The sequence below is a fragment of the Nguyenibacter sp. L1 genome, assembly GCF_035199985.1.
GTDB classification, from domain to species: domain Bacteria; phylum Pseudomonadota; class Alphaproteobacteria; order Acetobacterales; family Acetobacteraceae; genus Gluconacetobacter; species Gluconacetobacter vanlangensis.
The window spans coordinates 1,271,359-1,291,299 of record NZ_CP127015.1; the positions used below are offsets into that span (position 1 = coordinate 1,271,359).

The window sequence follows — 19,941 nt, forward strand, 5'->3', positions numbered from 1 at the left end:
TCCGCCGCTTGAGGCGATTGAACCAGATGCGCCGGACGTCCTGCAGGAACCCGTTCATAGAGCGCCGGTTATGCTGCAGGCCGAACTTGCCTGGCCGCCGCTGGCGGCCGGAATCGGGCAGCCTTCGTCCGTTCCGATGGAATGATGACCATACCAAAAGTAAGTCAAACGACAGGGTTCAACGTCATCCGATCTGCTACGAGTTTACAACCGGAAAAAATGAACGGAAGCATGCAAACATGGATCGCTGGGCCGAATTTTCCAGATCCGCCAAGCTGATCGGCATCGGCGTTTCGGAAATCATCCGCATCGGCGCAGAAGCCCGGAAGCTGGCCGAAACGCATCAGGACGTCATATCCCTCAGCGCGGGCGAGCCCGACTTTCCTACCCCCGACAATGTCAAGCTGGCTGGCATCAATGCCATATTGACCAACCAGACCCGTTACACGGCCCTTGACGGCACCGCCGAACTCAAGGCCGCGATCCGGCGCAAGCTCAAGCGCGAAAACGGCCTGGATTATGCCGCAAATGAAATCAGCATCGGTGCCGGCGCGAAACAGGTGCTTTTCAACATCCTGATGGCGACGCTGGATCCGGGGGACGAGGTGATCGTTCCGTCCCCGTGCTGGACGACCTATCTGGACATGATCCGGCTGGCCGGCGGGACGGCGACCATGGTGCCCTGTTCGGCGGACGCCGGTTTCCGTCTGTCGCCGAAGCAACTCGCCGCCGCCCTGACCTCCCGGACGCGCTGGTTGCTGCTCAATTCCCCGTCCAACCCCACGGGCGCCGTCTATGGCACGGCGCATCTCGCCGCGCTGGCCGAGGTGCTGCGCACCGCCCCCGGCGTCGGCGTCATCTCCGACGACATCTACGAACACGTGCTTTACGATTCGGCACCGTTCGCCACGATGGCCGCCATCTGTCCGGACATCAAGCCTCGCGTGGTCATCGTCAATGGCGTGTCCAAGGCCTATTCGATGACCGGCTGGCGCGTGGGCTATGCCGCCGCCGCGCCGGACATCATCGCCACCATGGCGGTCGTGCAGAGCCAGAGTTCCTCCAACCCATGCTCGATCAGCCAGGTCGCGGCGATCGAGGCCCTGGACGGTCCGCAGGACATCATAACGGAACGGCGTGACGCCTTTCGCCGCCGCCGGGACAGAATCGTCGCCGGCCTGAATGCGATCCCGCATGTCCATTGCCTTCTGCCCGACGGGGCATTCTATGCGTTCGCGGACATGCGCACGCTCCTTGCCAGGCCGGAATTAAAACGGAAAGATATTGCCGACGATACCGCGTTGTGCCGGTATTTCCTGCACGAATGCCATGTCGCTTCCGTGCCGGGATTCTGCTTCGGGGAACCGGGATATTTACGGCTTTCCTATGCGGCATCGGACAGAATGATCGACGATGCGCTGGAACGCATGAAGGCGGGCGTCGAGCGGTTGCTGAAATACTGATGGACAAAACAACAACATAGAGCATTTCCGCTGAACCGGTGTTCAGCGGAAATGCTCCAGGAGCGGCGGACGATGGCAAGCATGATCGCACAAGGCGGACGAGCCATATATGGGGTGCCGCTCGGTATCCTGATGCTGGAAGCGCGCTTCCCGCGCATTCCGGGCGACATGGGCAATGCCGAGACCTGGCCCTTTCCCGTGCAGCTCTGCGTCGTGGAGGGCGCCACCCCCGAACGGATCGTCCTCGGCGACCCCCGCGCGTGGCTGGAACCTTTCATCGGGGCCGCGAAGCGCCTGATCGACCTGGGCGTGTCGGCCATCACGACGAATTGCGGCTTTCTCGCCCTGCTGCAGCCGCAACTGGCAGCAGCCCTGAATGTCCCGGTCGCGACATCGTCGCTGATGCAGATTCCATGGGTCAACGCGACCCTTCCCCCGGGCCGGCGGGCCGGCATCGTGACGATATGCGCCGCGACGCTCACACAGGCCCATCTCGCCGCCGTGGGCGCACCCACGGACACGCCCGTCATCGGCACCGAAGACGGCGCGGAATTCTTCCGGGTCCTGATCAAGGCCGAAAGCGAGACGATGGACGTCGCCCTGGCGGAACGCGACGTGGTGGCGGCGGCACAGGCGCTGGTGGCCCAGCATCCGGATGTCGGCGCCATCGTCCTGGAATGCACGAACATGCCGCCCTACGCCGCCGCCGTCGCCGCGGCGACCGGGCTGCCGGTCTATGACATCTATTCCATGGTCACATGGTTCGTGGCCGGCATTCGGCCGCGCGTCTTTTCCAGCCATTATTCGCGGCTGTAATTTTCCGAGGGGAGCCAGGACATGGATCTGGGACTGGAGGGGCGCCGCGCGATCGTGTGCGGCGCCAGCCGCGGCATGGGCCGGGCGATCGCCGTGACGCTGGCGGCCGAGGGGGCAGCGGTCACCCTGGTGGCGCGCGACCCCGCGGCGCTCGAGGACACCGTGTCGCTGGTGCGCGCGCAGACCGGACGCGACGCGGTGGCAGTGGCTGCGGACCTGACGCGGGATGAGGACCGGCGGCGGATCTTCGCCGCCTGTCCCCAACCCGACATTCTGGTGAATAATGGCGGCGGCATGCCGCCAGGCGATTTCCGCGACTGGGACAGGGCGCACTGGATCGCGGGCGTGGACATGATGATGCTGGCCCCGATCGACATGATCCGCCTTGCCGTGGACGGCATGACCGAACGCGGTTTCGGCCGCATCGTCAACATCGTCTCGCGCAGCGTGAAGAATCCGCAGGCCGAGATGGCTCTTTCCAACGCCGCGCGATCGGGGCTGGTGGCCTTTTCGTCGGGTCTGGCGCGACAGTTGGTCGCGCGGAACGTCACGATCAATAATGTCCTGCCGGGCATCATCGATTCGGCGGCGCAGCATGCCCATGTCCATGACCTGTCGCGCATGACGGGGCGCAGCTACGACAGCATCTGGGCAGAGCGCGCTGCCGCCAACCCCGCGAAACGGTTCGGCGATGTCGAGGAGATCGCGGCGGCGGTCGCCTTCTTCTGCTCGTACAAGGCAGGCTTCATCACCGCCCAGAGCCTGCTGGTGGACGGGGGCGACTATCGCGGCCTGTTCTGAAACAGCATCAAACATTCCAAAAAGGAATATGTACGAGAGGCGTTTTGCCTTCTCATTCCGAATCAGAAATAACATAATGACCGTCAGGACAAAGGTGATCATGGCAGGCGGGTTTCGGCCCCTCCTTTTCTCCTGCAACGGATGGACGTGAATCATGACGAAACCCTGGATCGGGGCACAACCCAAAGTCTGTGTCGCGCATGCTCATTACGATCTGAAGGGCGAGATGGAGCGCCGCCCCAATCCACCCCCCTGCGTCCAGGTCAACAACCTGGCGGATCTCGAGCAGGTCGTGGCCGATGCCGAAGTGCTGGTCGTTTCCATGCTCTGGAAGAACCATATTCTCGACTGGGCACCGAAATTGAAGCTGGTACAGTCGGTCAGTGCCGGCGTCGACCATTACGACCATGCCCTGTTCCGCGAACGCGGCGTGCATCTGTGCAGCGCCCGGGGGGTGAATGCGAACGCCGTTTCGGACCACGCGCTGGGCCTGCTGCTGAACCTGTCTCGCCGGCTTTTCGAAGCGCGCGACGACCAGAGGAATGCCTATTGGCGCCTGACCAGCAGCAACCCGAAAGACAGGCTGCAGGAACTGGACAGCAAGACCGTCCTGATCGTGGGATTCGGCGGAATCGGGGCCCGCGTCGCCCGGCTTTGCAGGGCCTTCGGCATGAACGTGATCGCGATGCGCCGTTCGGTTCCCCAAGCGCAGCCCGAGGACGTGCGAATCATCTCGAACCGGGATTTCCTGCCCACCCTGCCGCAGGCCGACGTGGTGATCCTGACCTGCCCGCTGACCGAAGAGACGTTCGAACTGGTGAATGAGGAAGCCTTCGCCGCCATGCGCCCCGACGCGGTGCTGATCAATGTGGCACGCGGCAAGGTCGTCGACGAGGGCGCCATGATCGAGGCGCTGCAATCCGGGCAGATCGCCGGCGCGGCGCTGGACACGTTCGTCGAGGAGCCGCTGCCCGCCTCATCTCCCCTCTGGTCGATGGACAACGTGATCGTGACGCCGCACGCGGCGGGCGAGACGCAGTTCTATGAACGGAACGTCGTGGACATCCTGCTGACGAACATCGGCGCGTTCGAAGCCGGCACCCCCCTGAAGAATCAGATCGTCTGACGACAGGCAGGGGGCGATTTCGGCTTTACGGTGCCGCCCGCCCACCTAAACTCGATATGCGTTGTAAACGGTTCGCCTGATGGCGGCGGGGGAGGTCCTGGAGTGACGACACGTCGAGCTTTTGCATCGGTCCTGGCCCTGGGCGGCGTCGCGGCCGCGACGTCCCTTGCCGGCATATGTCCGGCACGGGCGCAGGAAGAAGGGGGAACGATCGCGCGCATCAAGGCCTCGGGCAAGCTCCGCACCGCCGCCATTCCGGGAGCCGAACCGTTTTTTCACAAGGATATTCTAAAGGGCGGCTGGAGCGGCGCATGCGTCGACATGGTCAGGGACATGGCCGCTTCCCTGGGGGTCACGCCCGACATCGTCGAGGCCGAGTGGGGGACGTCGGTCATGGACCTCCAGACCGGCAAGATCGACGTCATGTTCGCCCTGAGCCCCACCCCCGCGCGGGCACTCCAGATCCAGTTCAGCGACGTCGCCATCAACAACGCATTCACGGTGATTGCGAAAAACGGCCTGTCGGTCGCGACGTGGGACGATCTGGACAAACCCGAAATCCGCGTCGCCTTCGACACAGGTTCGTCGCACGACATCTTCGTCCGGCGCCGGCTTCCCCACTGCACCCCCGTGGCGGTCCAATCCCCGACCGACGCGATCATGGCGCTTCAGGCCGGACGCGCGGACTGCGTGGTGCAGGTGGTGGTGATCGCGGCCGTGATGCATGCGCGCAACCCGGCGGTAGGCGGGCTGATCCTGCCGCAGCCCGTGGTGCATCAGCCGACCTGTATCGGCGTGCCGGCCTCGCCCGACCCGCGTTTCCTGACCTTCGTCAATAACTGGCTTCTCTACAACCGTTCGGAGGGCATCGTGCAGGACTGGATGTTCAAGGCGCTGCGGGCCAGCAATGTCGACCCGGCATCGCTGCCGCCCGGCCTGGAATTCTGATGGCGATGCGGCCCGCACCATGACCTATCAATGGGATTTCGGCCCGATCCTTCAATACTGGTCTCTTTTCAGGATCGGTCTCGAATATACGTTGGGCTTCACCCTTGCCAGCGCGATCGTCGGCATGGTCGCGGGCCTGCTGCTGACGCTGGCCCGGCGCAGCGGCTGGAAGATCCTGTCCATCCCCGCCGGCGCGGTCGTCGAAATCTTCCGCTGCACGCCGGCCCTGGTGCAACTGGTGTGGTGCTACTACGCGCTGCCGGTCGTGCTGGGCCTTAGCCTGGCGCCCGCCACGGCGGCGCTGCTGGCGCTGTCGCTCTACGGCGCGGCATTCTACAGCGAAATCTTTCGCGCGGGCCTGGATTCGATCGACCGTGGCCAGTGGGATGCCGCCGCCGCGCTGGGCATGACGCCCTTCACGATGATGCGCCGGATCATCCTTCCGCAGGCCCTGCGGCGCATGACCGCCCCGCTCGTCAGCCAGGTGGTGCTGCAATTGAAGAACACGTCGCTGATTTCGGTCGTGACCGTCCCCGACCTCGTCTACCAGGGGCAGATGGTCGCCTCCGCCACCTACAAGCCGCTGGAGGTCTACACCACGATCGCAATCATCTATTTCCTGATCCTGTTTCCGATGACACAGGGCGCGCGGCTGCTGGAGCGTCGTCGTCATGGCTAGGGAACCGCTGATGATCGACATCGTGAACCTGTCCAAGCGCTTCGGCAGGCGCGAGGTGCTCAGGGACATCTCGCTGGGGGTGCCGAAGGGCAATGTGCTTGCCCTGATCGGCCCCAGCGGATCGGGAAAATCCACCTTGCTCCGTTGCGTCAATCTTCTGGAAGCCCCCGATTCCGGGTCGGTCACGATCGACAGCCATACGATGCGGTTCGGCGCCACGGCATCGCGCCACCGTACGGGGGCCATGGCGGCGTTCCGTGCCGAAGCCGGAATGGTTTTTCAGTCCTTCAACCTGTTTCCGCACCTGACGGTCCTGGAAAACGTGATGTCCGGCCCGCGTTTCGTGCGGGGCCAGTCGCGCGACGCGGCCGAGCGGATCGCCCGCCCGCTGCTGGAACGCATGGGAATGGAAAGTTTCGCCGACACCATGCCCGAACGTCTTTCCGGCGGCCAGAAGCAGCGCGTGGCGATTGCCCGCGCCCTGGCGATGGAACCGAAGGTCATGCTGTTCGATGAGGCGACATCCGCGCTCGACCCGCAGCGGGTGGCCGAGATCCTGAGCGTGATGCGCGACCTGGCGCAGGCGGGCATGACCCAGATCGTGGTCACGCATGAAATGTCCTATGCGCGGGACGTGGCCGATACCGTCGTCTTCATGGCGGACGGATACATCGTGGAATCGGGCCCGGCGCGGCAGGTCATCGAAGACCCGCGGGAAGAACGGACCCGGACGTTCCTGAAACATTTCCACATGGGAAAAGCCTGATGGCTGCCATGTCTTCTCCGCCGGCGTCTTCTCCGCCGGCGCAGGGTGCCCGGCTCGTCGTCATCGGCGCGGGGGCCGTGGGCGTGACGATTGCGCTGCATCTGCGGCGCCTGGGGCATGACGTCACCCTTTTGTCCTCCGATGCGCCCGGATCGGAAAATGCGGCGAGCTACGGCAATGCCGGGTGGCTGAGTCCGGGGTCCGTCGTGCCGATTTCCATGCCCGGCATGTGGAAGAAGGTACCCGGCTATCTGCTGGATGCCCAGGGTCCGCTGCGCCTGCGTCCGTCATCCCTGCCGCATATCTGGCTGTGGCTGCTGCGCTTCGTCGCCTGTGGCGCCACCCGTGCCCGTGCCCGCGCCATCGCGTCGGCGCTGCGGCCGTTCCTGGCCGGTGCGGCGGACCGGCATGCCGCCCTGGCGGCGGAAGCGGGCGTTCCCGAACTGATCCAGCGCAAGGGGCTGCTGATCGTCTATCCGGATGAAGCTGCCTATAAGGCCGACGCCTTCGGCTGGCAGCTCCGGCGCGAAAACGGCGTACGGTGGAATACGCTCGACCGCGCGGCGCTGGAAGCGGTCTGCCCGGGCCTGAGCCCCCGCTACGCCTTTGCGGCGCAACTGCCCGATGGCGCCCATTGCGCCGATCCCGGGGGCTATGTGGCGGCCCTGGCCACGCTGGCACGCGCGCAGGGCGTGCACTTTGCCGACGGCCATGTCGATGGCTTCGTGCTGCAGGCCAGGCAGGTGCGCGGTGTCCGTTCGTCGGGCCGGGTCGTGGCCTGCGACAGCATCATCGTCGCCGCCGGGATGGGCGCGCGCGCGCTGGGCAGCATGCTGGGAGATTCCGTGCCGCTGGTGAGCGAGCGCGGCTATCATGTCCAGGTCCCCGACCTGGCGGAGGAACCGTCCCTGCCCGTCATGATGTCAGACCTCAAATTCGGCATCACCCCGATGAAAGGGGGCATGCGTGCCGCCGGACAGGTGGAATTCGCGCCTGAGGGGGCACCGCCGGACTGGCGGCGGGCCCGTATCCTGCTCGATTGCCTGCGCGACGGCCTGCCCCTCATGAAGATCGGCGGCTTCTCCACGGTCCGGCACTGGATGGGCAACCGGCCGTCGACGCCGGACTGCCTGCCTGTCATCGGCCCTTCGCCCTCGACGCGGGGCGTGTTCTACGCCACGGGCCATGGGCATCTGGGGCTGGTCAGCGCGCCTTGGACCGCGGAACTGATCGGGCGGATGATCAGCGGCGATACCGTCCCCGAGGCCGCGCCCTACGACCCCGCCCGGTTCCTCCGCTTCCGTCTCTGAGCGAACCATGAGCGTGATCGCGACCGAAGCACCGGCGCACGAGAGCCCTGCCGCCATCCGGCGAGGCGCGCTGGCGGCGATCCTGCTCTCGGTCCTGCTGGCGGTTCTCGATTACGCGGTCGCCAATATCGCCCTTCCGACGATCGCGACGGATCTGCACGCGTCCGCCTCGGTCTCGATCTGGGTCGTCAATGCCTATCAGCTCGTCAACTGCATGCTGCTTCTGCCGCTTGCCGCCTTCGCCGAACGCATCGGCGCGAAGAAAATCTGTCTGAGCGGGCTGGCGGTACTCATGGCGGGCTCGCTGCTCTGCGCCCTTTCGCACCATATCGCGACCCTCGCTTTCGCACGCGGCATGCAGGGGGCGGGTGGCGCCGCGATCATGGCGGTCAATACCGCGCTCATCCGGATGGTCTGCCCCCCTGCCCGTCTCGGCCAGTGTCTCGCGCTCAACGCGCTGACCACGGCGCTGAGCGTGGCGCTGGGCCCGTCCGTCGCGGCGGCGATCCTCTATTGCACCGGTTCGTGGCGCTGGCTGTTCCTGTTCAACCTGCCGGCCGGCGCGCTGGTGTTCGCTTTGTGCAAGGTCCGCCTGCCCGCCACGCCGCCGCTCCGGCGCATGATCGACCCGCTGTCGGTCGTCCTGAACATGGCAGCCTTCTGCCTCATCCTGACCGGCAGCGATTTTCTGGCCCGCAACGCGTGGGCATCGGGCGGGACGATACTCGTCCTGCTGGGGGCGGTGGCAGGGGCCTTGCTGCTGGCGCGCCAAAGAGGGCACGCCGCTCCCCTGCTGCCGGTCGACCTGCTTGCGCGCCCCGCCTTTTCCATCGGCGTGATGACCTGTTTCCTGGGCTATACGGCGGCGAATTTCTTCATGATCTCGATCCCGTTCTCCCTGACCGGCCTGTTCGGCCGCTCGCCGGTCACGACGGGACTGCTGATCACGGCCTGGCCCGGGGCGATGGTTCTGACCGGGCCGCTCGTCGCCCGGCTTGCGGATCGGATCCCGGCGGGAACGCTGTCTTCGCTGGGGCTTGCGGTCAATGGCTTCGGTTTCCTGATGGTCAGGATGACGCCTCCCGATGCCGGGAATTTCGACATCATGTGGCGCTTCGCGCTGGCGGGCACGGGGTTCGCCATGTTCGTCTCGCCCAACAACCGCGCGATCCTGCTGGCCGCGCCACATGACCGCAGCGCAAGCGCCAGCGGCATGATCGCGCTCTCGCGCATCATGGGACAGACCTGCGGCGCGACGCTGGTGGCCATGATCATGGCCCGGGTGGCGAACCGGCCGACGCTGTTATGCCTGGATTACGCGGCTGCCGTCGCCTGGACGGCAGCCCTGCTGAGCCTGAGCCGCAAGATGAAAAGGAGGTTGCCATGCTCCTTCCCCGCCGCCTGATGCCGTCGGTCCCCGAACTCGTCGCCTTCGAGGCCGCGGCACGGCACCAGAATTTCAGCGCCGCCGCCGAGGAACTGAGCCTCACTCAGGGCGCGATCAGCAAGCAGATCCGCAACATGGAAATGACGCTGGGCGTGTCCCTGTTCGACAGGCGCCGCAAGCGTCTGGTCATGACGCGCCAGGCCAAGTCGATCCTGCCGTCCGTGATTTCGATCCTCGAGCAGATCGCCGGCACGACCTATCGCGTCCTGTCCGCGGGAGACGGCGAGAACACGCTGAACCTGCATATGTTCTCCACCTTTTCGTCCCGGTGGCTGATCCCCCGCCTGCCGCGGCTGATCAGGCAATATCCACAGATCAAGGTCAACATCACGACGATCTTCGAACCGTTCAGCTTCGACGGGTCCGATTGCGATATCGCGGTGCATTATGGCGCGCCGGTCTGGCCGGACGGGCAGCTCCATCATCTGTTCGACGAAACGATCGTCCCGGTATGCAGCCCGGCCTTTCGCGACGCGACGAAACTGGAGACGGCCGAGGATCTTGCACGGGTCAGCCTTATCCAACTGACCACCCGGCCCGCCTTGTGGGATTTCTGGTTCGCACAGGTGAACGTCACCGGCGCCGCATCATTCAAAGGGCATGTCTTCGACCAGTTCAACGCGACGATCGAGGCGGCGATGGCAGGCTTCGGCGTGGCCCTCGTCCCCACGATCTTCGTGGAACGCGAGCTTGCCGATGGCACGCTCTGCGTCGTCTCCAACGAGACGATCCGTTCACGCGGGGCCTATTACGTCGTGACTCCGGTCGAAAAAGCCCACGATCCCGCCATCTCCGCCTTTATCCGCTGGATCTGCGCGGAAAGCGCCGCTTATGGCGGCCTGGGCGAGGCCGCGCCGGGGACCCTGCATTTCAACGGATATGAAGGAACGAGGAATTGATCGACTTTCTTTACCTCGATACGAATCATCGCCGATCCTGCGCCGTCGTGGCGAATGGCATGGTCTACGTGGCCGGCCATACCACCGCCGACCGCAGCCAGGACGCCGCCATTGCCGATGTCCGGCCGAAGGATCAGGCGGCATTGTCTTTCGAAAAGAGCGGGCGGCTGTCGGGAGCGGAGGCAGAAGGAATCCAGCGGCCGAGCCAGCGCGCGAGGCCCGGCCCGGTGAACAGGACCAGCACGAAACGTACCGTCTGCATCGCCATCACGAAAGACATATCCACCCCAGGCGTGGTGGAAGCGATGATGGCGATCGTATCCTCGCCGCCCGGGCTGCAGGACAACCAGGCGGAAAGCGGGTCCGTCTGGCCGCACAGGACCAGCAGCCACGCCACCGCGCCCGACGCCGCGATGACCAGCAGAGTCGACAGCACGACCCAGGGCGACGCGCGCAGGGCATGGCGAACGATCCCGGGCGTGAAGCGCAGGCCGATCCCCCATCCCAGCGCCGCATAGGCAGGAACGCGGACCCATCCGGGCAGGACGATGGTCAGCAGGCCCGTATCCTGCAACGCAGCGCTGACGACCAGCGTTACCATCAGCGCACCGGCGGGAATACGCCATTTCCGGGCAAGGAACGACGACACGGCAACGGTCAGAAGCGTTCCGGCGATCGCGCCGGCGTCTCCGCCGGCCGCAGGCGCCGGAATCGGCCCCGGCGTCGCCGGAGCCGCAGCGAAAAACCGCGTGGCCGCCGCGGCACTTCCCGAGACGAAGATCACGCGCAGATATTGCATGAAGGCGACAAGCCGCATATCGGCGCCGTAACTGGCGGACATGATCGTCATCGCAGTCGCGGCACCCGGCGACGCCCCCCATAACGCCGTCGTCCCCGGCAGGACCCCGGTCCGCGCGAGGGCGAAGCCCGCGGCGGCGCTGACCAGCACGACGGCCAGGACCCCGGCGAAAAAGACCGGCCCCTTGTCGAGGATGCTGGCCAGAACGGACAAGGGCAGGCTGGTGGCGATCAGGCAGCCGATCACCCCCAGGGCCAGCGGAAAGATCGGGCCGGGAAACCGCAATTCCTGCCCCGTGACACCGGCAACGATGGCACAGATCATCGGGCCCAGCAGCGTCGACGCCGGCAGGCCGGCACGGCGAAACAGTTCGGCCAGCACCATCGACCCCGCGACCAGGACCACCCAGCGCGGCAGCAGCCTGCACATGGCCATGAAGCCCGAACCGACGTCAGACATAGAACATGTCCCGGATCGGGTCAGAGAGAGAGGTCCAGTTGCATGTAGTAATAGCCGCCGAACAGACCCATCTGCTGAACATCCATGTTATAGATTTCAGACCCGAGATATTGCACCGCGTACGGAAGCTTGCGGGGATAGGCGTTGCCGACATTGTTGGCGCCCAACGTGGCGTGCAGGCGCGGCGTCACCTGATAGCCTATCGCAAGGTCGGTCTGAAAGCGCGGCGTCTGGACCCAGCGCAGGAACTGCGTGACCGAATTGACCATGGAAGCCGGCACGTCGTTCCAATAGGTATTGTTCGAGGTCGTGCGTCCGTAGCGGGTTTCATGCACCGAGAAATCCAGCTTTCCCCAGGTCCAGCGGCCGCCGAAGATCAGCTTGTTGCGCGGCATGTACGAGGTCAGGAACGACCTCTGCTGCGCGTTCAGCAGCGTGTTCCCGTTCAGGTCGGTTCCGACGGAACGGACGTTGGTCTGGTTGAAATTGACCGCCGCGTCCCAATTGATTCTTCCATATCGGCCCAGATTGGTCAGATAGGTGGCCGTGACGTCCATGCCGCGCGTGCGCGTCGATGCACCGTTCGTCTCATACTGTGCCGTCGCGGTCGCCGACGTGGAGGGAAAGAAAAGACCCGACAGTTCCATCGCCTGAATGGCCTTGGCACCACCATAGACGCCACCGATCACGATACGGTCACGAATGTCGATCTGATAGGCATCCAGGGAGACATGCATATTCGGGATCGGATTGAGGATGATGCCGGCGCTGAAGCTCGTCGAGCGTTCGGGCTTCAGCGGCCGGGCGCCCAGCAGCCTAGCGCCGGGCGAGTGCACGCCCAGGACACCGGAGGCCGATGTCGGCGATTCCGTCAGACTGGAGAAGTTCTGCTCGGCGAGGGTCGGCGCGCGAAAACCGCTGCTGACGGTGCCACGAACGGCAAGATACCTGTTCAGGTCATAACGGGTCGAGACCTTGCCGATCTCGGTATCGCCGACATCGGTGTAATGTTCGAACCGTCCAGCGAAATCCGCTTTCCATCCCTTCAGGAACTCCGTCCCGACATCGATATACCCCGCCGTCACGTCGCGGCTCGACGTGCTGGCGAGGCCCGGCGGAATCGCGTGCTGGCCCTGGGCACCCGATATATAATAGGCGTCGTAATCGCCGGCACCGATCTTGTAGGTCTCGTACCGATATTCGGCACCGATCGAGAAATTGAGCGGGCCCGCCAGAACACCCGTATCGAAACTGCGCCGGAAGTCGAGATTGTTCGTCCACTGCGTGGCCGTATAGGCAGTCTGGTGGAATTCGGTCGGTGTATAGCCGTAGGTCTGGAGAAAGCTCTGGCTGCCGGTATTCGCGATGTTCACGTCGTTATGATTGCCTCCGTACGTCGTCGACAGATCGAAATCGAAGCCCAGGAACGCCTTCCCTTTGAAGCCGACCGTAACACCGTAATCGGTCTCGTCGGTCTGGATGATGGGGACATAGCCGTTGGGGAAGAGCGTGGGGAAGGTCGCCCCCGGCACATCCACGCCGGTCCGGAAATTCTGCAGCGCGTCGGCGACCTTGTGGCCGAAGGTCGAGAAGGAATAAAGCGTCAGGCCGTTCTCGACGTTGTATTCCATATTGTAGCCGAGCACGACCTGGACCGCACGCGGCATGCTCATGATCGGGTTATCGTATCTGTTCGTCCGCTTGTCCCATCCGCCACGAATGGCATGATCCTGGAACTTGAAGTCCGCGCCCAGGTTGAAGAAGCCGTCGTTCGGCAATGCGAATCCGGCCCCGATATAATCCTTCGAGGTAAAACCGTCGCCCTTGTAATATCCACCATTATTGGCCGACATCTGGATGCCATGCTTGCGGTGCGTCAGAATGACGTTGATGACCCCCGCGATGGCGTCCGACCCGTACTGGGCGGCTGCACCGTCTTCCAGCACCTCGATATGATCGATTTCCGAGACCGGAATCATGTCGATATCGACCGGCGTGGTCCCCTGTTGCGGACCGGGCGCGTAATAGACGGTCGACGTGGTGTGGCGGCGCTTGCCATCGACCAGAATGAGTGTCTGGTTCGACGTCAGGCCGCGCATGTTGATCGAGTCAATCGTATTGGCCGTCCCCGTACCGACGGTCTGGCGGGTCAGAGACGGAATCAGCGTGGTCAGCGCATCGCGCAGGTCGGCCTGCCCGGTGGATTTGAGCTGCGCCGCCGAGATGACGACCACAGGGCTGATACTGTCGCGTGCTCTCGCGTGCGGATCGCGCGTTCCTGTCACGATCACCTGCTCCTCGGCATCTCCCGAGGCATAATGGCGTGCGGCAGGGGCCTTGACCGGCGCCAGGACAGAGGCTGCCGTCGGCGCGGGCGTCGAGCCAGCGGCGGCATGACCCTTTGCCGCACGCACCGACTTGGTATTCGTGCCGGTCGCTCCAAAACCCTCGGACGCGATCACGGCCGGAAATACAACGGCAAGAGCCGTCGAGAAAAGTGCCTGACGTTTCATTCTGCTCTGCCTTCTTCGCCTCTTTCGCGCCGCCGACGCGGAAGTCTCCAACCACGGGATCGCTCCGGCCGAACGGCTGCCTCATTCCGCCAGGTCCCGAACCCGATCCATGAAGGAGCCTATCTCAGTTCGAATGGGCAACAAAACATATATGGGTCCCGATCCGATATTGTTTTTACGGTTAAGATGAAAAGAATTCATGGAAAGATTGGGTGCTGTCCTTCCCCAGATGCGTGGGGCATGGCCTCGCCCGCCAAGGAGCAGCCAACCGGGATTTTTGTCTCTGCCGGGTCCTGGGAGTTCCGATTTCGTAATAATGTGATATCGATGTGCTTCCCCAAGAGGAAAATAGAAATGTCGCCTTCTCGAACCGAGGAAATTCCAAGTGGAATTGGAACGGTCTAGCAATGGCTCGATCCCCTACGCATTCGCTCGGCCGCATCGTGCCGGCGCCCGACAGGACAGGAGTGAAACCCGATGCTTTTAAAGAGACGACACCTGCTGATGGGCCTTGCCGGCACGGCGACACCCACGGCCCTGGCCGCGTCGCCCCGCAAATCGGTGGTCGTCGTGGGAGCCGGCATCATCGGCGCATCGGTCGGCTATCACCTTGCCTCCTACGGTGCTGACGTCACGATTATCGACCGTGCCGGCCCGGGGCAGGAAACCACGGCCAAATCCTTTGCCTGGCTGAACGCGTTCAACAAGAAACCCTATTCCTATTATACATTGAACATGCTCGGCATCCGGGGCTGGCGTCGCCTCCAGCAGGAGATCGGCAACGACCTCGCCATTCAGTGGGGCGGTGGCGTCTCGTGGCACGCCGACGAGCAGAATGCCGTGGAAGAAACGCTGGACATCATTCGCCGGCTCGAAGGCTGGGGTTATCCCATCCGCAGGATCGGCAAGGCGGAGGTCGAGGCCCGGTTGCCGGGCGTTCGCACCGGATCGTGCGCCATTGCCTGGAAATCCGATATCGACGGGACGGTGGACCCGGTCGCCGCGGCAAAGGCCCTGGTCGCGGCCGCGGCCGGAAAGGGCGCGCGCCTGGCCATGGGCACGAACGTGCTGGCGCTTGACCGGACGGGCGGGCATGTAACGGGCGTGCAGACAAGCAAGGGCCTGATCCGCGCGGATCACGTCGTGCTCTGCATGGGCAATGATACACCGGCGATGGCGGCAACGGCCGGATTGAAGACCCCCCTCAAGGAATCAAGAGGTGTCCTGGCCCATACCGAGCCGCTTAGCCCCCTTTTCGGACAGGTCATCATGCCGCCGGGCTGCGACATCAAGCAGAATCCCGATGGACGCCTTGTCACCGGCTCCAATTTCGGCGACAGCGGCGATACGCCGGCCGACGCCGCCACGGGGGCGAGATTCCTGGCTCAGGTCCGAAAGTTCTTCCCCCACTTGCCCCCCATGCCGCTCGAATTCATGACCCTCGGTCACAGGGTCCTGCCGGTCGACGGGCATCCTATCGTCGGCGCTTCGGCCAGCGATCCGAACGTCTACGCCGCCGTCATGCACAGCGGCATGACGCAGGCGCCGATCATGGGGCAATGCATCGCGATGGAGGTCCTGAACGGTGTTCCCGTCGACTGGCTCTCCGATTATCGGCCCAGCCGGTTCGCGTGACCGTCAGCGCATTCCATGCGGGAAGTCATGAACGGCCTTCCCAGCATCCCCCGAGCCAGGTCTCGACCCCTATCCGGCCCGCAGATGAAACCGCGTCATTTCGGATGGCACGCCCAGACGGAGTGCGAAGCCGGGCCAGAGACCGGTCCCGTTACTGACATAAAGCGTCATGCCGGCCACGTCATAACGCCCGGAGACGAAACCATTATTGCCGCGCGCGACGAGTCGGTCGAGGCCGAGGATCATCCCGCCATGCGTATGGCCCGAGAGTTGAAGCGCCACGCCGCGGGCGGCCGCAGCGGGGGCGTCGCCGGGCTGATGATCGAGCAGCACGACCGGCGCATCCCGAGGGCTCCCGTCCAGCGCCGCGTCGAGATCCGGGACCGTATGCCCGTGCCTGTGTGCGGAACGATCGGTCACCCCGGCGATCACCAGAGACGCCGTCCCGCGCGTGATGATCCTGTGCTGGTTTTCCAGCACATCGAAACCCAGCGCCGACAGATGGCGCATCCAGTCCGCATAATCGAAAAAATATTCATGGTTGCCCGGAGCGGCCAGAACGCCGTCCGGCGCACGCAGCCGCGCGAGCGGCGCGATGTCGGCGCGGCGCATGTCCACTGACCCGTCGATGAAATCCCCCGTCACGACGATCAGGTCGGCGCCCGCCGCGTTGGCCCGCGCCACGACACGGGCGGCCCATTTTGCAGAGAAGAGCCGCGTGATATGCAGATCACTCAACTGGAGCAGCCGATATCCGTCGAACAGCGGGGACAATCCGCGTATGACGACGATCTCGTCCCTGACGGGCGGCACCCGCAGCGCATTGACGACGCCGGTTGCCGCCAGCAGCGCGGCCACTCCACCCACCGCAATGCGGGCTTCCGTGCCGATATGAACCGGCTGCCATGTCACCAGCGCGATCACCAACACGCCGCAATCGAGCGCGAGCTGGAGCAGCGTGAGAAACAGGACCGTCCCGACCGCCCAGTTGAACAGGATGATGAGCGGCTTCGGGAACTCCGGCGCGAACACCGAGCCCGAGGAGAGCCTGCTCCAGAACTGGTATTGCGACGCCACGATGACGCAGACGGCCACCAGGACTTTCACGGCCAGGGGGAGAGGCAGCGGCCATAACCAGTTCAGGATCACGATCGACAGGAGCAGGCCGAAAATAATAACGCGCAAGAGTATGAGATCCTCATGGGTAAGCAGAAGAGCCGGCGGCTTGGCTGCCTCCGCCGTCCGGTTGCGCGGTCGTGACCCTACGCCGGATCGAAGTGCGGTTCGCGCGAACGCCTCAGGCGAAGCGTTCCCCGACCATGTCCTCGCTTTTCGTCCACAGGGCCTCGGCGCGTGCCGGATCGAGAGCGTAGGCGCGTACCCCCGCATTGACCAGACTGATCGGCTGATCGTCCGGCACGACATCACTGACGCGGCAATTCTCGCAATAGCGCCCGCCTACCGCGTCGGCCCCGGCGACCACGCCGGCCCATACGGATGTTGCTGCGCCCTGGGGAATGCTCTTGAACTGGTGCGGCTTCTGACCCTCGGCGGCGGCCTGCTCGTTGATCCGGCTCACCATGGCTTCGATCTCACCGGGCGCCATATGCCGCGCCAGTTCCGTCCTGATTCCGCCGGGATGCAGCGCCGTCGCCCGCACGCCCCGCGCGCGATGTCGTGCATCGAATGCGACGGCGAAGAGAATGTTGGCGGTCTTGGAGCGCCCATAGGCCACGAACGGCACGTAAGGCGTATGCTCGAAATTCGGATCGTCAAGATCGACGTCGGCGAAGCGATGTCCCACCGACGACACATTGACCAGCCGGGCGCCGTCACGCATCAGGCCTGCGATTCGGTTGACCAGGACGAAATGTCCCAGATGATTGGTGCCGAACTGCGTCTCGAACCCGTCCTTCGTATGCCCGAACGGCGTCGCCATGACGCCTGCATTGGCGATCACCAGATCGAACGGCGCGCCTTGCGCGTTCAGACGGTCGGCGCAGGCGCGCACGTTCGCCAGATCCGCGAGGTCCAGGGCGGTCAGTTCGAACGCGCCGCCGCCCTGCTCCGCAGCCGCGCGAACCTGTTCCGTCGCGCGCCCCGCTTTCGCAAGATCGCGCGCCGCACCCACGACATGCGCGCCATGAGCCACCAGCGCCCGGGCCGTTTCGACGCCCAGCCCGGCGGAAACGCCGGTCACGAGAACGCGCCTGCCCTTCAGGGACACGCCGGAGAGAACATCGTCGGTCGTCGAGGTTGCGCCAAAAATCTGTGTCATCGGTGGAACTCCTCGAAATGGTACATGCATTTCTTGCCGAAACGGCATTCGGTGTCATATGTGGAGTATCGCTCCGTTTGATATATACGGAACATCACTCCGTTTAACAAGAGGGGACAGGTGACCGACGTGAAAACGCCCCGCCGCCGACCGCGCAGCGACGGACAACGCAACAGAGAGCATCTCCTGGAAGTGGCCAAAGCCGCGTTTACGGAGGGCGAAGTCGACATTCCTCTGGATGAAGTCGCAAGGCGCGCGGATGTGGGCATCGGAACGCTCTATCGTCACTTTCCCAGTCGCGACGCTCTTATCGAGGCGGTCTATCGCGCTGAACTGGACCGCCTTGCCGAAGCAGCGCCGGTTCTCGCAGCGCAACATCCGCCGGTGGAGGCCCTTCGCGCATGGATGCGATTATTCGTGGATTACATCGCCGCCAAGCAGGTCATCGCACCGGCACTCAATAGGCTGGTCGGAGGAACGAGCACGCTTTATGCTCAGTCCGGCGCCGTCCTCCAGACTGCGATCGACAAGCTCGTGGCTGCTGCGGTGGAAAGCGGGGATCTCAACGCGGATATCGAGCCGCTCGATCTGCTTCGCGCCCTGGCGGGAGTCTCCAATTTCTCGTCCGGGCCGGGCTGGGAGAAAAGCGCGAAACGCCTCGTTGACATTCTCATCGCGGGCTCGCGGTCATCGGCACCGTAAGTCTCACAGCTTTGTCCGCTCAACGCCGCCGCCGCTCGTGTTTTTCGCAACATTGCAAAGGAGGCGGCAACAGCCGCGATTGCATCACCTTCAGACTAAACGGATTCCCGCACGTGGGGCTCGGCCACTGGCCGGCACTCCCTTTCCCGGAAGAATATCCTAGACAACCACAGAGCAGTCTGCTCCGATGCGGGTCCGTAATGGGGTCCGGCCTCAACAACCGATATTCTACCTGCCTTGATCCCTCTTTATACGTTGAACGCCGCCGCGCCGGCCAATCCGGAACGGTCCGTTGGAAGCTCATCCGCAACGAGCCTTCGCCGGAAAGGACGGATTATGGATACCATGCAGTTGTTCGACCGGTGCCTTGATGCCCGCTTCTTACAATGCGTCCTGGAAGTCACGCGCCTGGGATCGGTCCGCGAGGCAGCCAAGTCGCTCGGGATACCGGCCTCGCTGATCAGCCGCAAGATTTCCGATGCCGAAATTCGCCATGGCGTACCCCTCTTCGAACGCACGACACGCAGCATCGTCCCCACCGAAGCCGGAATGGTCATCGCGGAATACGCCCGCCGACAGATGGAAGAAAACAGGAAACTCCTGTCCTATCTTTCGAACCAGAAAGGGCATCGCATCAGCCAGGTCTCGGTACATTGCGGCGACGGCTTCGTCGAGGACCTGACCGACCACGCCGTCCTGCCCTTCTCCGACCGGCATCCCGGCATCCGTATCCGCGTCACGGTCGGCAGCACCGACGACATTCGCCAGGCCGTATCGGACGGCATTTCCGAGATCGGACTTTCTTATAACATGGAGAATTTTGACGGAATCAACACGATTCTGCATATCCACAAACCGCTTTATGCCATCCTCTCGGCGCACGATGCCGAACATGCCGGCAGCCACATGACGATCGACGATATCCTGACCCGCAAGCTGGCCTTGCCTACCCGCAGCCATGGCATCCGCAAACTGCTCAAGAGTATCGAGGTCAATCACGGCGTACATATCTTCCCCGAATTGGAATCGAACTCCTTCCGTATCCTCAAGCGGTTCGTCCTGTCCGGGCGCGGCGTCACCTTCCTGCCGGTTTTCGCCGTCCGCGCCGAAATCGACGCCGGCACGCTGGTCGCCCTGCCGATCGAAAACCGGCTCTGCACCGAGGCATCGGTCCATCTATTCACCAGGGCGCAACGCAATATCTCCTATCCGGTCCAGCAATTCGTGGCCTTCATGCGCGAACACCTCGAATCCCTCTCCAACGGCAATACCGCGTCCCAGGCGGTCGCCTGACCGGCCC

17 protein-coding genes are annotated in these 19,941 nt (G+C 64.0%); 13 read left to right on the top strand and 4 right to left on the bottom strand.

Annotated elements, in window-relative coordinates; genetic code table 11:
* Positions 1 to 239: 239 nt before the first annotated feature.
* The 10 genes from QN315_RS05670 (at position 240) to QN315_RS05715 (ending at position 10,255) form a co-directional block, all read left to right on the top strand.
* Positions 240 to 1,463 (top strand): pyridoxal phosphate-dependent aminotransferase, encoded by a 1,224-nt coding sequence (locus tag QN315_RS05670; RefSeq protein ID WP_323992021.1) that lies wholly within the window; start codon positions 240 to 242, stop codon positions 1,461 to 1,463.
* Positions 1,464 to 1,535: 72 nt separating this feature from the next.
* Positions 1,536 to 2,279 (top strand): aspartate/glutamate racemase family protein, encoded by a 744-nt coding sequence (locus QN315_RS05675; protein ID WP_176638699.1) that lies wholly within the window; start codon positions 1,536 to 1,538, stop codon positions 2,277 to 2,279.
* 21 nt (positions 2,280 to 2,300) lie between these two features.
* The gene (locus tag QN315_RS05680; RefSeq protein WP_323992023.1) at positions 2,301 to 3,080 is read left to right on the top strand and encodes an SDR family oxidoreductase; all 780 of its coding nucleotides are present in this window, start codon (positions 2,301 to 2,303) and stop codon (positions 3,078 to 3,080) included.
* Positions 3,081 to 3,234: 154 nt separating this feature from the next.
* A complete protein-coding gene (locus QN315_RS05685) occupies positions 3,235 to 4,206 on the top strand; it encodes a D-2-hydroxyacid dehydrogenase (RefSeq protein WP_323992025.1) in 972 nt (323 codons plus the stop codon).
* 102 nt (positions 4,207 to 4,308) lie between these two features.
* Positions 4,309 to 5,154 (top strand): transporter substrate-binding domain-containing protein, encoded by an 846-nt coding sequence (locus QN315_RS05690; RefSeq protein WP_323992027.1) that lies wholly within the window; start codon positions 4,309 to 4,311, stop codon positions 5,152 to 5,154.
* A gap of 19 nt (positions 5,155 to 5,173) precedes the next feature.
* Positions 5,174 to 5,833 carry an amino acid ABC transporter permease gene (locus QN315_RS05695; protein ID WP_176638357.1) on the top strand — a complete coding sequence of 220 codons (660 nt, stop codon included), beginning with the start codon at positions 5,174 to 5,176 and terminating at the stop codon, positions 5,831 to 5,833.
* The gene (locus QN315_RS05700) at positions 5,826 to 6,599 is read left to right on the top strand and encodes an amino acid ABC transporter ATP-binding protein (protein WP_281362702.1); all 774 of its coding nucleotides are present in this window, start codon (positions 5,826 to 5,828) and stop codon (positions 6,597 to 6,599) included. The genes QN315_RS05695 and QN315_RS05700 overlap by 8 nt, the downstream gene beginning before the upstream one ends.
* Before the next feature lie 8 nt (positions 6,600 to 6,607).
* A complete protein-coding gene (locus QN315_RS05705; RefSeq protein WP_323992029.1) occupies positions 6,608 to 7,909 on the top strand; it encodes an FAD-dependent oxidoreductase in 1,302 nt (433 codons plus the stop codon).
* A gap of 7 nt (positions 7,910 to 7,916) precedes the next feature.
* The gene (locus tag QN315_RS05710) at positions 7,917 to 9,314 is read left to right on the top strand and encodes an MFS transporter (protein WP_323992031.1); all 1,398 of its coding nucleotides are present in this window, start codon (positions 7,917 to 7,919) and stop codon (positions 9,312 to 9,314) included.
* Complete coding sequence (locus tag QN315_RS05715) at positions 9,293 to 10,255, top strand: LysR substrate-binding domain-containing protein (RefSeq protein ID WP_323992033.1); 963 nt, start codon at positions 9,293 to 9,295, stop codon at positions 10,253 to 10,255. Before QN315_RS05710 ends, QN315_RS05715 begins: the two co-directional genes overlap by 22 nt.
* Positions 10,256 to 10,388: 133 nt before the next feature.
* On the opposite strand, the gene QN315_RS05720 is transcribed toward QN315_RS05715, so the two are convergent.
* Together QN315_RS05720 and QN315_RS05725 are read right to left on the bottom strand one after the other, a co-directional pair.
* Positions 10,389 to 11,513, bottom strand: coding sequence for an AbrB family transcriptional regulator (locus QN315_RS05720; protein WP_323992035.1), 1,125 nt, complete (start codon positions 11,511 to 11,513; stop codon positions 10,389 to 10,391).
* Positions 11,514 to 11,533: 20 nt separating this feature from the next.
* Positions 11,534 to 14,026 (bottom strand): TonB-dependent receptor, encoded by a 2,493-nt coding sequence (locus tag QN315_RS05725; protein WP_323992037.1) that lies wholly within the window; start codon positions 14,024 to 14,026, stop codon positions 11,534 to 11,536.
* A 477-nt stretch (positions 14,027 to 14,503) separates the two neighbouring features.
* On the opposite strand from QN315_RS05725, the gene QN315_RS05730 reads away from it, so the two are divergent.
* Positions 14,504 to 15,661, top strand: a complete 1,158-nt coding sequence (locus QN315_RS05730) for an FAD-binding oxidoreductase (RefSeq protein WP_323992039.1) — start codon at positions 14,504 to 14,506, stop codon at positions 15,659 to 15,661.
* A gap of 69 nt (positions 15,662 to 15,730) precedes the next feature.
* Here the strand turns inward: QN315_RS05730 and QN315_RS05735 are convergent, their stop codons facing one another.
* Both QN315_RS05735 and QN315_RS05740 read right to left on the bottom strand, forming a co-directional pair.
* Entirely contained in the window at positions 15,731 to 16,846 is a 1,116-nt protein-coding gene (locus tag QN315_RS05735) for a metallophosphoesterase (protein ID WP_323992041.1), read from the bottom strand.
* A 112-nt stretch (positions 16,847 to 16,958) separates the two neighbouring features.
* Positions 16,959 to 17,939 carry an SDR family NAD(P)-dependent oxidoreductase gene (locus QN315_RS05740; protein WP_323992043.1) on the bottom strand — a complete coding sequence of 327 codons (981 nt, stop codon included), beginning with the start codon at positions 17,937 to 17,939 and terminating at the stop codon, positions 16,959 to 16,961.
* Positions 17,940 to 18,059: 120 nt separating this feature from the next.
* Here QN315_RS05740 and QN315_RS05745 point away from each other — a divergent pair, with 120 nt between their 5' ends.
* Positions 18,060 to 18,641, top strand: coding sequence for a TetR/AcrR family transcriptional regulator (locus tag QN315_RS05745; protein WP_323992044.1), 582 nt, complete (start codon positions 18,060 to 18,062; stop codon positions 18,639 to 18,641).
* A gap of 336 nt (positions 18,642 to 18,977) precedes the next feature.
* Positions 18,978 to 19,934: a LysR family transcriptional regulator gene (locus tag QN315_RS05750; protein ID WP_323992046.1), complete on the top strand. Its 957-nt coding sequence runs from the start codon at positions 18,978 to 18,980 to the stop codon at positions 19,932 to 19,934.
* The last annotated feature ends 7 nt before the right edge of the window (positions 19,935 to 19,941 follow it).